The sequence below is a fragment of the Brevibacterium sp. UCMA 11752 genome (assembly GCF_021532235.1).
GTDB classification, from domain to species: Bacteria; Actinomycetota; Actinomycetes; order Actinomycetales; family Brevibacteriaceae; genus Brevibacterium; species Brevibacterium antiquum.
On the sequence record NZ_JACBOS010000003.1, the window covers coordinates 1,960,044 to 1,973,964 of the forward strand.

The 13,921-nt window shown below is 65.0% G+C and carries 12 protein-coding genes; 10 read left to right on the forward strand and 2 right to left on the reverse strand.

Annotated features, from left to right (window positions below; translation table 11 throughout):
- Positions 1-79: 79 nt before the first annotated feature.
- From rplM to glmM, 3 genes are all read left to right on the forward strand, one after another.
- Entirely contained in the window at positions 80-523 is a 444-nt protein-coding gene (rplM, locus tag HU144_RS08735; protein ID WP_009883872.1) for a 50S ribosomal protein L13, read from the forward strand.
- 35 nt (positions 524-558) lie between these two features.
- On the forward strand, positions 559-1,074 hold the full coding sequence (gene rpsI, locus HU144_RS08740; protein ID WP_235346413.1) for a 30S ribosomal protein S9: 516 nt from the start codon (positions 559-561) through the stop codon (positions 1,072-1,074).
- A 251-nt stretch (positions 1,075-1,325) separates the two neighbouring features.
- On the forward strand, positions 1,326-2,678 hold the full coding sequence (gene glmM, locus HU144_RS08745; RefSeq protein WP_198396853.1) for a phosphoglucosamine mutase: 1,353 nt from the start codon (positions 1,326-1,328) through the stop codon (positions 2,676-2,678).
- A 25-nt stretch (positions 2,679-2,703) separates the two neighbouring features.
- Here the strand turns inward: glmM and HU144_RS08750 are convergent, their stop codons facing one another.
- The gene (locus HU144_RS08750) at positions 2,704-4,566 is read right to left on the reverse strand and encodes an ABC transporter ATP-binding protein (RefSeq protein ID WP_235351035.1); all 1,863 of its coding nucleotides are present in this window, start codon (positions 4,564-4,566) and stop codon (positions 2,704-2,706) included.
- Between the two features lie 126 nt (positions 4,567-4,692).
- Positions 4,693-5,730, reverse strand: a complete 1,038-nt coding sequence (gene coaA, locus HU144_RS08755; protein ID WP_235351036.1) for a type I pantothenate kinase — start codon at positions 5,728-5,730, stop codon at positions 4,693-4,695.
- A 143-nt stretch (positions 5,731-5,873) separates the two neighbouring features.
- On the opposite strand from coaA, the gene glmS reads away from it, so the two are divergent.
- From glmS to tsaB, 7 genes are all read left to right on the forward strand, one after another.
- Positions 5,874-7,748 (forward strand): glutamine--fructose-6-phosphate transaminase (isomerizing), encoded by a 1,875-nt coding sequence (glmS, locus tag HU144_RS08760; RefSeq protein WP_235351037.1) that lies wholly within the window; start codon positions 5,874-5,876, stop codon positions 7,746-7,748.
- Positions 7,749-7,830: 82 nt separating this feature from the next.
- Positions 7,831-8,253, forward strand: coding sequence for a holo-ACP synthase (locus HU144_RS08765; RefSeq protein ID WP_235351038.1), 423 nt, complete (start codon positions 7,831-7,833; stop codon positions 8,251-8,253).
- A gap of 70 nt (positions 8,254-8,323) precedes the next feature.
- Positions 8,324-9,631 (forward strand): M20 metallopeptidase family protein, encoded by a 1,308-nt coding sequence (locus tag HU144_RS08770; RefSeq protein WP_235351039.1) that lies wholly within the window; start codon positions 8,324-8,326, stop codon positions 9,629-9,631.
- A gap of 10 nt (positions 9,632-9,641) precedes the next feature.
- Complete coding sequence (locus HU144_RS08775) at positions 9,642-11,297, forward strand: NAD(P)H-hydrate dehydratase (RefSeq protein WP_235351040.1); 1,656 nt, start codon at positions 9,642-9,644, stop codon at positions 11,295-11,297.
- 70 nt (positions 11,298-11,367) lie between these two features.
- Positions 11,368-12,591: an alanine racemase gene (gene alr / locus HU144_RS08780; RefSeq protein ID WP_235351041.1), complete on the forward strand. Its 1,224-nt coding sequence runs from the start codon at positions 11,368-11,370 to the stop codon at positions 12,589-12,591.
- Positions 12,591-13,229: a tRNA (adenosine(37)-N6)-threonylcarbamoyltransferase complex ATPase subunit type 1 TsaE gene (gene tsaE / locus HU144_RS08785; RefSeq protein ID WP_235351042.1), complete on the forward strand. Its 639-nt coding sequence runs from the start codon at positions 12,591-12,593 to the stop codon at positions 13,227-13,229. Before alr ends, tsaE begins: the two co-directional genes overlap by 1 nt.
- Positions 13,226-13,909 carry a tRNA (adenosine(37)-N6)-threonylcarbamoyltransferase complex dimerization subunit type 1 TsaB gene (gene tsaB / locus HU144_RS08790; protein ID WP_235351043.1) on the forward strand — a complete coding sequence of 228 codons (684 nt, stop codon included), beginning with the start codon at positions 13,226-13,228 and terminating at the stop codon, positions 13,907-13,909. The genes tsaE and tsaB overlap by 4 nt, the downstream gene beginning before the upstream one ends.
- Positions 13,910-13,921 lie beyond the last annotated feature (12 nt).

Sequence of the window (13,921 nt, forward strand, 5' to 3'; positions counted from 1 at the left end):
ACGAGTGCCTTGACTCATCAGACTCACGACCGGATGAGTCATCAGCACTACACCAAGAGATACGAAAAGAAGGCTACTTTTGCGTACGTTCACACCCAAGCCCGGCGATATTGAGCGCCAGTGGCACGTCATTGACGCCACTGACCAAGTGCTCGGTCGTCTTGCTGCCCAGGTTGCACGCCTGTTGCGCGGCAAGCACAAGACCACCTTTGCTCCTCATATCGACACCGGTGACTTCGTCATCATCATCAATGCAGACAAGGTCGCATTGACCGGTGCGAAGCTCGATCAGAAGCGCGCTTACCACCACTCGGGTTACCCGGGCGGTCTGAAGAGCGTCAACTACGCCGAGCTTCTCGCCACCAATCCCGAGCGCGCAGTCGAAAAGGCTGTCGGCGGTATGGTTCCGAAGACTCGTCTCGGACGTGCCCAGATGCAGAAGCTGAAGGTGTACCAGGGTGGAGAGCACCCACACGCCGCTCAGAATCCGCAGCCGTACGAACTCAGCCAGGTCGCGCAGTAAAGCGCGCCCCAGCTCTAGACATACCGAGGAGAACCGTGGCTGAAGAAACCACTACTGCGACAGAATCTGTCGAAGAACCAACCGTCACCGAATACACGTCTGAGACCCCTGAGTCAGCTGGCCTGGGCGAGCAGACCGCTGGTGGACGCGGACAGTCCCTGACCGCTCCCGGCAGCGCAGTCGGACGTCGCAAGCAGGCAATTGCTCGCGTCCGCCTGATCCCCGGATCCGGTGAATGGACCATCAACGGACGTACTCTCGAAGAGTACTTCCCGAACAAGCTGCACCAGCAGCTCGTCAACGAGCCCTTCCGCCTGCTCGACCTCGAAGGACGTTTCGACGTCATCGTGCGCATCGGCGGCGGCGGACCTTCCGGCCAGGCCGGAGCCGTTCGTCTGGGCATCGCCCGTTCGCTCAACCAGATCGACGAAGAGTCGAACCGTGCTGAGCTGAAGAAGGCAGGCTACCTGCGCCGCGACGCACGCGTCCCCGAGCGCAAGAAGGCCGGTCTCAAGAAGGCACGTAAGGCACCTCAGTTCTCGAAGCGCTGATTCTGCTGTCAGGACTGCGCCTGGTCTGCCGCTGAAGCGCAGCCCCCGACAGTTCAGCTCGAAGAACACCGCAATGCGGCCCCGAACCGGATTCGGGGCCGCATTTCGTGCATTCACATGCTTTTCGCCCTCCCCCGCCTGGACACAGGCAGCTTCATCTCATACCGATTTCGCGGGTCGTACGGTCCGGCACCACCGCCTCGGCGGCGCCATGGACTAATATCGACGAGAAATTGAGGAAAGGACTTTCCATGACACGACTCTTCGGCACCGACGGTGTCCGTGGACTTGCCAACCGCGACATCTCCGCCCGGCTGGCACTCCAACTCTCCGTTGCAGGCTCGCGGGTTCTGACCCGCGGTTGGCCGGAGGGCAAGCGCCCCTTCGCCGTCGTCGGCCGCGACACTCGAGTCTCCGGTGAGTTCCTCTCCGCCGCGATCTCCGCGGGCATCGCCTCCGCCGGAGTCGACGTGCTCGACGCGGGAATGCTGCCCACCCCCGGCATCGCCAGCGTCGTAGCGGACACCGGTGCCGCCTTCGGCGTCGTCATCTCCGCCTCCCACAATCCGATGCCGGACAACGGCATCAAGTTCTTCGCAGCAGGCGGGACGAAGCTCGATGACTCCGTCGAGGACTCGATCCTTGCAATCCTCGACGAGGATTGGGTCCGTCCCACCGGCGCCGAGGTTGGTCGCATTTCCCGTTACCCCGCCGCTGCCGACGAATACACGGAGAAGCTCGTGCGGTCCCTCGACGCCGAGGGCACACGTCCCCTCTCCGGGCTCAAGGTCGTCGTCGACTGCGCTCACGGTGCCGCGTCCATCGTCGGACCCGCTGCCCTGCGCCAGGCCGGTGCCGAAGTCATCGTCTCCGCCGCCGAACCCGATGGCTTCAACATCAACGACGGGGTCGGCTCCACTCACCTCGAACCGCTCCAGCGTCTCGTCGTCGAAACCCAGTCCGATCTGGGTGTGGCCTTCGACGGCGACGCCGACCGATGCCTGGCCGTGGACTCACTGGGTCGTGTCATCAACGGTGACCAGCTCATGGGCATTCTGGCGATCGGCCTCAAGGAGCTCGGCGAGCTGAAGGGCAACACGCTCGTGACGACCGTGATGTCGAACATCGGCCTCAGACACGCGATGGACAAGTACTCGATTGAGACCGTCCAGACCGCCGTCGGTGACCGCTACGTCCTCGAACGCATGCTGGCAGACGGTTACGTCCTCGGAGGGGAGCAGTCCGGGCACGTGCTCATGCTCGACCACGGCACGACCGGCGACGGCGTGCAGACGGCTCTGCACCTGATGAAGCGCATGGCCGATTCGAAGCGGACGCTGGCCGATCTGGCTGCCGAGATCCCGCAGCTTCCCCAAGCACTCGTCAACGTCAAGGGCGTCGACAAACACGGTGTGGACCACCCGAAGGTCACGGCCGAAGTCAACGCCGTCGAGGCCGAACTCGAAGGCTCGGGTCGTGTGCTGCTGCGGGCCTCGGGCACCGAGGCGCTGATCCGCGTCATGGTCGAAGCAGAGACCGAAGACATCGCCCAGGCTCAGGCCGAACGTCTGGCCGCCAACGTCAAGGACAACCTGGGGCTGTAGGAATTCCTCGTCGCGGTTGCTCCGCTCAGCTCGCGGCGAACTGGGTGGCGTAGAGCTCCGCGTAGCGACCGCCCTGGGCCAGCAGCTCGTTATGAGAACCCGACTCGACGATGCGACCGGCCTCGACGACGAGAATGGTGTCGGCCTGGCGGATCGTGGAGAGCCTGTGCGCGATGACCATGGCGGTGCGGCCGCTCATGGCGCGAGAAAGCGCCTGCTGGACTGCCGCCTCATTCGTCGAGTCCAGGGCAGAGGTCGCCTCATCGAGGACGACGACCTCTGGGGCGGCCAACAGCATCCGAGCGATCGTCAGACGCTGACGCTCACCGCCGGAGAGTCTGTAGCCGCGCTCACCGACGATCGTGTCCAAGCCATCGGGCAGCGAGGCGATGACGTCGTGGAGCTGCGCGCCGTCGATGGCCTCATACAGCTCAGCATCCGTGGCCTCCGGCTTCGCCAAGGACAGGTTCGCCCGGATGGATTCGTGGAACACGTGCCCGTCCTGAGTGACCACGCCGACGGTGCTGCGCAGCGTCTGGGCAGAGAGCTCGCGCACGTCTACTCCACCGATCGTGATCGACCCGGAGGTGACGTCGTAGAGACGGGGCAGCAGCGAGGCGATCGTCGATTTCCCGGCGCCCGAGGAGCCGACCAGGGCGACGGTGTGCCCAGCTGGGATCGTGAAGTTCAGGGTGTGGAGGACCTCGTCGCCGCCTCTGGTGTCGAGCACTGAGACATCCTCGAGGCTGGCGAGGCTGACCTGTTCGGCGCTGGGGTAGGCGAAGCCGACGTTGGAGAATGTCACATCAAGACCTCCGGAGGGCAGTGGCTTCGGTGCCTTGGGCTCCTTGATGAGGGGGACGAGATCGAGGATCTCGAAAACGCGCTGGAAGCTGACGACGGCGCTCATGATGTCCAGTCGAGCGTTGGCCAGCATTGTCAGCGGCGTGTAGAGCCGGGTCAGGAGCAGTGCGAGGGTGACGACCTGGCCGGCGTTGAGGTTGCCCACCACCGCCTGGGCACCGCCGATGCCGTAGACGAGGGCCAAGGCGAGGGCGGAGACGAGCGTCAGCGAGGACACGAACGTCGACTGCAGCATGGCCACCTTGACGCCGATGTCGCGGACCTGAGCGGCACGGTCGGAGAACTCCTCGTTTTCGGTCTTGGGGTTGCCGAAGAGCTTGACCAGGGTCGCACCTCCCGCGGAGAACCGTTCGGTCATCCGCGTCGACATGCTCGCAGAGTTGTCTGCGGCCTGGAACTGCAGAGAGGCAAGCTTTCCGCTGAGCAGCTTGGTGGGGATGATGAAGAGCGGCAGCAGCAGGATCGACATGACGGTGACCTGCCAGGAGATGGTGACCATCACGCCGACGGTCAGCACCAGGGAGACGAAGTTCGACACGATGCCCGACAGTGTGTTGGAGAACGCACGCTGGGCTCCGATGACATCGGTGTTCAGACGTGAGACCAGGGCACCGGTGCGGGTGCGATTGAAGAACGCGATCGGCATCTTCTGCACATGGTCGTAGACCGCGGTGCGCAGATCGAAGATGAGACCCTCGCCGATCTGCGAAGAGAGGTACCTGTTGAAGATCGAGATCGCGGCGTCTGCGATCGCCAGACCCCCGATCGCCACGGCCAGCCAGATGACGGTCTCGACGGGTCCGCCACTGGTGATCGCGTTGACGACGTCACCGGCGAGCACGGGGTTGAGGACGCCGATGACGGCCGTGCCGACGGACAGCGTGAGGAAGACGATGAGCTTCTTCTTGTGCCTGGTCGCGAACGAGGCGATGCGACGGTAGGTGCCCGGCTTGATCGAGGTCTGCGGAGTTCTCTTACTCGACACCGAGGTGTACATCACCCTGTGCGCTGACTGCATACTCATCTCGTCGCCTCCCTCACCCGGCCCTTCCCGGGCAGGTCCGAACGTTCACAGACTTCAACCTCCGGACCTGCAGATCTATTTCTCAATCAGCTCAGGGCGAAGTTCCACCGTGAAGCAGCCGACCATTCAGAGCTTGCGCAACTGGACCTTGCGGATCGTGTGGTCATCCGATTTGTGCAGCACGAGGTCGGCACGACCCCGGCTGGGCTGGACGTTCTCACGCAGATTGGGGAAGTTGATCGAATCCCAGATCTCCGTGGCCAGGGTGATCGCCTCGTCGTCGTCGAGCTTCGAATAGCGGTGGAAGTAGGAGTCCGTGTCCTGGAAGGCACCGTGCTTGAGCTTGAGGAACCGGGAGATGTACCACTGTCGGATGTCTCGGGACCGGGCATCGACGTAGACGGAGAAGTCGAAGTAGTCGCTGATCGACAGCCCCAGGGTCCCGTCGCTGCGGGGCCGGGCGGGCTGGAGGACGTTGAGGCCTTCGACGATGAGGACATCGGGGGAGCGGACAACCACCTCGGCGCCGGGGACGATGTCGTAGGTGTGGTGCGAGTACACGGGGGCACGCACCTCGGGGGAGCCGGACTTCACGGCGGAGATGAACCGCAGCAGTTTGCGCCGGTCGTAGGACTCGGGGAAGCCCTTGCGCCCTGTGAGCCGTCGACGATCGAGTTCGGCGTTCGAGTAGAGGAAGCCGTCGGTGGTGATGAGCTCGACGCGAGGGGTATCGGGCCAGCGGGCCAGGAGTTCGCGCAGGACACGAGCGGTCGTCGACTTGCCGACGGCGACGGACCCGGCCACGCCGATGACGAAGGGGGTGCGCTTGGCCTCCTGCGGTTCGAGCCCGATCTCGTGCAATGGGGAGAAGAACTCCCGCGTCATGTCGTGCTTGGCGCGGCGGGCGGAGACGTAGAGGTTGAGCAGCCGCGACAGGGGCAGGTACACCTGAGCCACCTCGTCGAGGTTGATCCGGTCGCCCAGACCGCGCAGACGTTCGATGTCGCGCTGCTTCAGCGGCAGGGGAGTGGCCTGGGCCAGAGTGCCCCAGACCTCGCGGTCGAACTCCCAGAACGGGGACGTCGGTTCGACCTCGGGCTTGCGCCCGATGTTGAGGCCGGCCAGGCGTCGCGCACGGTCAAGGATGGGATCGACATGAGACATGAGCACAATTGTGTCATGCGTCATGTCTGAGCTGAACGCCGAGGTGGTCCGTGAGATTCCGAACGTGATCTTCGTGATCGGCGAGGTGATGGTCGGGCAGGTCGATTCCACGTTTCTTGACTCGACTGCGTAAAATTCCACTCATGTGTGGAATCGTTGGTTATGTATCCAAAGCAGACGTTGACAATGCTGATCACTCGGCGCTCGATGTGGTGCTCAGCGGCCTGAAACGGCTCGAATACCGGGGCTATGACTCTGCGGGAGTCGCCCTTGTCACTCCTGCCGGTGATCTGGAGACCGCGAAGAAGGCCGGCAAGCTCTCGGCGCTGACCGATGAGCTCGAGGTCAACCCGCTGCCGAAGGCTCAGACCGGCATCGGACACACCAGGTGGGCCACCCACGGTGGACCGACCGACCTCAACGCCCACCCGCATGTGGCCGACGGTGGAAAGCTGGCGCTGATCCACAACGGCATCATCGAGAACTTCGCTCAGCTCAAGCGCGATCTCACCGCCGAGGGTGTTGAATTCCAGTCAGAGACCGACACCGAGGTTGCGGCCGCTCAGCTGGCCAAGAACTTCCAGGAGACCGGCGACCTGACGAAGGCCATGCGCGTGACCGCCACCCAGCTCGAAGGCGCCTTCACCCTCCTGGCCGTCCACGCCGACGCTCCCGGACAGGTCGTCGCCGCACGCCGCAACTCGCCCCTGGTCATCGGCCTGGGCGAGGGAGAGAACTTCCTCGGCTCCGACGTCGCCGCCTTCATCGACTACACCCGCACCGCCGTCGAGATCGGTCAGGATCAGGTTGTGACCATCACCCCGGACTCAGTGGTCATCACGGACAACGACGGCAACGAGGTCGACGGTGTGCAGTACGAGGTCGACTGGGACGCAGCTGCTGCGGAGAAGGGCGGATTCCCCTCGTTCATGGACAAGGAGATCCACGACCAGCCACAGGCCGTCGCCGACACCCTGCTGGGCCGCCTCGACATCGACGGCAAGCTCACCCTCGACGAGATGCACATCGACGAGACGGTGCTCAAGACCATCGACAAGATCGTCGTCATCGCCTGCGGCACCGCGGCCTACGCCGGCCAGGTCGCCAAGTACGCCATCGAACACTGGTGCCGTGTGCCCGTCGAGGTCGAGCTCGCCCACGAGTTCCGCTACCGCGACCCTGTTGTGACCGAGAAGACCCTCGTCGTGGCGATCTCCCAGTCGGGAGAGACCATGGACACGACCATGGCCGTGCGACACGCACGTCAGCAGGGCGCGAAGGTCATCGCCATCTGCAACACCTTCGGCTCGACCATTCCCCGCGAATCCGACGCCGCGCTGTACACGCACGCCGGTCCGGAGATCGCGGTCGCCTCGACGAAGGCCTTCCTGTCCCAGGTTGTGGCCTGCTATCTGCTGGGCCTCTACCTGGCACAGCTGCGGGGCAACAAGTTCCGCGACGAGATCACCACCATCCTCGAAGAGCTGCAGACCATCCCGGAGAAGGTTCAGAGCGTCCTCGACAACGGCAAGCAGCAGGTGCTCGAGCTCGCCCGTCGCAACCAGGACGTCGGCTCTGTGCTGTTCCTGGGCCGCCATGTGGGCTTCCCTGTGGCCATGGAGGGTGCGCTCAAGCTCAAGGAGCTCGCCTACATCCACGCCGAGGGCTTCGCCGCCGGTGAGCTCAAGCATGGTCCGATCGCGCTCATCGACGACGGCCAGCTCGTCATCATCGTCGTGCCCAGCAAGCGCGGCCGCGATTCGCTGCACGCCAAGGTCATCTCGAACATCCAGGAAGTCCGGGCCCGCGGCGCGAACACCGTCGTCATCGCCGAGGAAGGGGATGAAGAGGTCCGCGAGTTCGCCTCCGAGGTCATCTACGTTCCCCAGACGACGACGCTCATGGCACCCCTGCTGACGACGGTTCCGCTGCAGATCTTCGCGATGGAACTGGCCACGGCCAAGGGCCTCGACGTGGATCAGCCACGCAACCTGGCCAAGTCCGTGACCGTGGAGTAAGCGGTCTGGCGCAAACGACATCGAGTCGGCACCGGGACTGGACAGTGCGGTGCCGACTCGCTTACAGAGTTGAGGGAAGAGCATGGCGATTCTGGGAATCGGGACTGATATTGCCGATGTGCCTCGGTTCGCCGAGCACATCGAGCGCGTTCCCGAACTGCTTGATCGCCTGCTCACCCCTGCCGAACAGCTCAAACGCAATGGCAGACGTCGCACGGATGCCTCTTTGGCGGCGAGATTCTCTGCTAAGGAGGCTCTGAAGAAGGCGATCGGCTTCCCAGGGTGGCTGCCTTGGCAGTCCGCCGAGGTGGTCCCCGCCCGGTCCGGTGCGCCCTCGTTCCGCCTGCGGGGACTCGTGCTCGAACACTTCCACCGCATCGGCGCCACGAACATCCACCTCTCCATCACCCATGACGCGAACCTCACGATGACCTTCGTCATCGTCGAAGGCGAAGGGCCATCGCTGAGTCCCAGCGTGGAATGGGATGCGGAGCATTTCGGGTAGGCAGATGGCTTCCGTACTTCGGCACCACACTTCGGCACCACCTCGGCGCGGTCGGCAATAGACTCAGACCATGAGCTCTCCTTCCAACACCGATACTTCCCACACCGACACTTCCCACACCGAGACTGCAGCCACGCCCGCCACTGCCCTCGACATCCACCTGCCCACCGCTGAGGACGCAGCGGACATCGCGGACGGGTTGGTCACTCTGCGCCGGGCACTGCATGAGAACGCCGAGGTGGGGCTTGATCTGCCCATCACCCAGAAGCTCGTCCTCGACGCCATCGAAGGCCTTGACATCGAGGTGACGAAGGGCAACGGACTCACCTCGCTTGTCGTCGTACTCCGCGGTGGTCAGCGCGCCGAGGACTCGACCGGTGTCGTCCCCGCCGTGCTGCTGCGCGGAGACATGGACGGACTGCCTGTGCCGGAGGCGACAGGCTTCGACTTCGCGGCCACGACCGGGCGGATGCACGCCTGCGGCCACGACCTGCACACGACCGGCTTGGTCGGTGCACTCAAACTTCTCCACCGTGACCGGGACTCCCTGCCTGGAGACGTCGTCTTCATGTTCCAGCCCGGTGAAGAAGGCTATGACGGGGCCGGGAAGATGATCGACGAGGGTGTCCTCGATGCCGCGGGCCCCAGGGTGAAGGCCGCCTTCGGCATTCACGTCTCCGCAGACCAGGACCTCGGCGTCGCCTACTGCCGACGCGGCTCGTATATGGCAGCGTTTTCGAAGATGTCCATCACCGTCCGCGGCAAAGGCACCCACGCCTCCCGCCCGGCAACGGGCCGCGATCCCATCCAGGTCGGTGCGATGCTTGTGGGTCAGCTCCAGGAATACGTGACCAGGCGCTTCGACATCTTCGACCCCCTGGTCATCACCGTCGGCCAGTTCAACGGCGGCACCGCCCCGAACGTCATCCCCGACTTCGCGCAGCTCGTCGTCAGCATCCGCACCTTCTCCGACGAGGTCACCACACGAGCCGAGGCCGAATTGCCGCAGCTGGTCACCGAACTGGTCGCCGCTCACGGACTGGAAGTCGAGGTCGACTACGAGCGGGTGCTGCCGCCGACGATCAACAATGACGACGAAGCCGACTTCTTCCTCGAAACCTTCGCCGACCTCTTCGGACCCGACCGTGCCGTCGTCCGACCGAACCCGATCCCCGGCTCCGAGGACTTCTCCCGCGTGCTCGAACAGGTTCCCGGCGCGTACGGCCACTTCGGCGTGGCACTGCCGAACCTGCCCGTCGAGGAACGCGAAGCCAACCACTCGCCCCGAGCCCGTCACAGCGACGAGGGACTGGCCGATCAGGCTCTGTTTCTGGCTCACCTGGCCGGACGCAGACTCACCCGCCTGGCCCAGGAATGAGGAGGCACTGATGTCAGTCTTCGCCTACCCCAGCACCGTCATCGTCGAGGCTGAACGACCCCTCCTCGACGCGGGCGTCGACCTTATGGCCTGCGCTTCTCGAGCCTTGGCCCACTTCTGCGCCGATATGCTGCGAGAGTCTCGGGGCCAGATCTTCGGCTCCCGTGTGTGCGTGTTCGCAGGTCCTGGCAACAACGCCGGAGACGCGCTCTTCGCTGCCGCGGCACTGGCCCGGCGCGGGGCCCACATCACCGTCGTCACACTCTTCGACCGCACCCACGATGAGGGACTGGCCGCGGCTCGGCGGGCGGGAGCCGGTGTCATCGCCTTCCCGAGTTCGGACGAGACCGCTGACCCGAGCGTCGAGGCGGCCGGCCAGTGCAGTGCCGAGGCTGGGGCACATCTGCGCGCCGATGTGCTGCGGGAACTCTCCCGGTCCGATCTCGTCCTCGACGGCATCCTCGGCACCGGCGGCCGACGCGGCCTGCCCGAGCACATCGCCTCGCTCATCCGCGACTGGCGACACTCTAACGGAACAAGCCTTTCTGCCAGAACAAACAGTGCTGCCGGCGCCGGCACATCCAGGTCCGGCACCGGCACGTCCACCACACAGACGCTCATCGCTGTCGACATCCCGTCTGATCTGTCCCCGGCTGAAGCAGGTTCCGAAGACAGGATCCACGCCGACCACACCGTGACCTTCGGCGGACTCAAAGCCGAGCTGATCGACCCCCGCGTCGCCGCGTTCACCGGCACCGTCCACCTTGTCGACATCGGCCTCGAACTGCACGAGGACCAGGCCACCGCCGAGGTTGTCGACACCGGTGATCTCAACGCGGGCTTCCCCCGCCCCAAACCGGATGGCCACAAATACTCTCGCGGAGTCGTCGGCATCCTCGCCGGGTCTGAGGAGTACCCGGGTGCAGGAGTGCTGACCACCACCTCGGCGGTCAACTGCGGGGTCGGCATGGTCCGGTCCCTGGGATCGCAGATGGTCGCCGAATACGTCATCGGCCTCCACGCCGAGGTGGTCACCGCCTCGGGCCGCATGAACGCCGTGGTCATGGGTCCAGGCAACCCAGAGGACGAATACGTCCACGCCTGCGTCGACGCGTTGGCGAACACGAACGTTCCCGTCATCCTCGACGCTGGGGCGCTGGACATGGTCGGACGCGCAGAATCGGTCAAGGGCACATGGCTGGCCGAGAGGCCCGTGGTCCTGACTCCGCATGCCGGTGAGCTGGCCCGGCTGCTCAGCCGCCTCCTCGGCGAGATCATCACCTCGAGCCGGATCAACGCCGACCCCATCGGCTGGGCGCGGAGAGCCGCACAGTCCAGCGGCTGCATCGTCCTGCTCAAGGGACACCAGACCGTCATCGCCGCCCCGGACGGGTTCTGTGTGCTCCCCGAGGTCGGACCGGCCAGCCTGGCCACCGCGGGGTCCGGGGACGTGCTGGCTGGGATCATCGGTGCTCTGGTCGCGACCTTCCACGCGAAGAATCAGCATGAGCCAGCGTTGCCGGAACGCGAACTGGCCCACATCGTCGGACTTGGCGTGCTGGTGCACAATGCTGCGGGTCGACGGGCCGTGAACGCCGGAGCACTCGGCGATGCCGTCGCCGAGGTGGCTGGGGAGCTCATCCACGGAGGATCCCTGATCGAGTGATCGCGTCCCGTCATCGAGTCAGCGGGTCCCTGTCGGAGTGAAAGATGACGGTCCACGGTATTCTTATCCAGTGACATCAACCGATACCCCAGGGGCACTGGTGAGGGCTGAGATAGACGTGACCGCGCTGCAGGCCAACGCCGCTGTCCTCGCCGCACGGCTCGCCCCCGCCCGACTCAAATGCGTCGTCAAGGCCAACGCCTACGGCCACGGCATCGACATCGTTGCCCCGGCGCTGTTCGCCGCCGGGTGGCGGGACTTCTGCGTGGCCACTGTCAGTGAGGCGCTGCACCTGCGCGAGCTGCTGGGAGACGACGTTGCCATCACAGCATGGCTGTACGGACCGACCACTGACCTCGACGCTGCCGTAGCCGCCGGAATCGAGTTGGGCGTGTCCACAGTGGACAGCCTCGATCGACTGCAAGACGCGGCCCGCCGCACGAACTCCACCGCCCGCCTCCACCTCAAGGTCGACACCGGGCTCGGACGCAACGGCCTGGCTCCTGCGGACTGGAAGCGTGCACTCGAGAAGCTGCAGAGCCTGGATGCCGGGCCCGAGTCGGATGAGGCCGATGCGAGTGCGGTTGCCCCGGATCTTGAAATCGTGGGCATCATGAGCCACTACGCCGTCGCGGATGAACCCGAACGTGTTGAGACCGCGCAGCAGACGCACGTCTTCGGCTCAGCCTACCGGGAGCTCACGGCGGTGCTCGACGAGGCCCAGGGGCGCCTCGGCGAATCGGAAGGACTCGAGGTCCACATTGCGAATTCGCCGGCCGCGCTCACGCTCTCACCGTTCCCGGGCACCTCGGCTCGGGTGGGCCTGTCCCTGTACGGTCTCTCCCCGCTCGAAGATCAGAGTGCGCAGGATCTGGGACTGGTGCCGGTGATGCGACTGGTCTCCCAGATCGTCAACCTCAAAGACATCCCCAGCGGTCACGGCGCATCCTATGGGCTCACCTTCACCGCGGCGGCCGACACCCGTTTCGCTCTGGTGCCCGGCGGCTACGGGGATGGGCTTGCCCGTTCGGCATCGAATAGGGCCGAGGTCTCCATCCGCGGCAACAGGTATCCCGTCGTCGGCCGGATCGCGATGGATCAGATGATCGTCGAGGTCGGTGCCGGCGAGGTCGCCATCGGCGATGAGGTCGTCATCTTCGGCCCCGACGGTCCCAGCGCGGCCGAATGGGGAACCTGGGCGGACACGATCAACTACGAGATCGTCACCCGCATCAGTGAACGCGTCGACCGCGTGGAAGTTCAGCCACAACCTGTCGACGGCGGAGGTCTGTGATGAAACTTCAGCTGACGTCCCTTGACCAGATGAGGACCTTCGCCGAGCTGCTTGCCGGGCACCTGCGGGCAGGTGACCTCCTCATCCTCAGCGGCAACCTCGGCGCAGGGAAGACGACATTCACGCAGTCCCTGGGCCGTGCCTTGGGAGTCGCCGGGCGGATCACCTCACCCACCTTCGTCATCGCCCGCGAACACCCGTCGTTGCACGAGGGCCCCGCACTCGTGCATGTCGATGCCTACCGACTCTCCGGCGCCGAGGAGCTCGGGGACCTCGATCTCGACTCGGAGCTCGAGGAGTCGATCACAGTCGTCGAATGGGGTGCGGGACTCGCCGAACAGCTGAGCAGCGACTACCTCGGACTAACGATCACGCCGATGTTCGACCTCGCCGCCGACGGCAGCGGGGCCGAAGGCGACGCGACTGCCGACGATGACGCCGACGAGGCTGCCGAGAAGGCTGCTGAGGATGACGCCGACGAGGACGAACGCCGCCTTGTCGAACTGCACGGCCACGGCAGCTCCTGGGATGCACGGCTGCAGCGGGTGAGAGACTCGCTCCGGACCCTGGCAGGTGCGATCGAGGTCAGCGAATTCGACGGGTCAGACGGGTCCGCCGACGAGGAGGACAGCCAGTGATCATACTCAGCATCGATACCTCCCAGGCCGCCTCGGTGGCTCTGGTCGACACCGAATCCGGGACCGTCCTGGCGGCAGAGCAAGCCGATGACCAGCGCAGACACGTCGAGTTCATCGGACCCGCTCTGGCCAAGGTGCTTGCGAATTCGGCCCAGCCGGACCTCGTCGTCACCGGAATCGGTCCGGGACCATTCACCGGGCTGCGCGTGGGAATCGCCGCAGCCATCGCGGTCGGTCAGGCTCGTGGGATCCCGGTCAGGGGCCTTCTGTCTCAGGCCGCGCTCGCCGAGGAGCTGCGCCGAACGAATACTCAGACCACGGGGCCGGTGCTCATCGCCGCGGATGCACGACGCAAGGAAGTCTATTTCAGCGTCTACGAGAGCTCAGACGCGTCGCTGCAGGCCGGACCCTTCGTTGCGAAGCCTGCCGAGGTCGACGATGTCCTCGCAGCTGAAGGCCAGACGGACATCAGCGGCCGCCTCGGGCGCGGATTTCTCCTCTATCCCGAGGTCCTCGGACAGTCCGGCTTCCCTGCGATCGTCGACCCACGCGCCGAATACCTCGCGTTCGCCGCAGCCAGCGAGATCGCGGCCGCGCGAGAGCTGGCCGAACCGGTTCCCGAATACCTGCGCGAGCCCGACGCCAAGTCGACTCCGGTGCGTGAGAGCACACTGAAATGAGTGCCCTGAAAT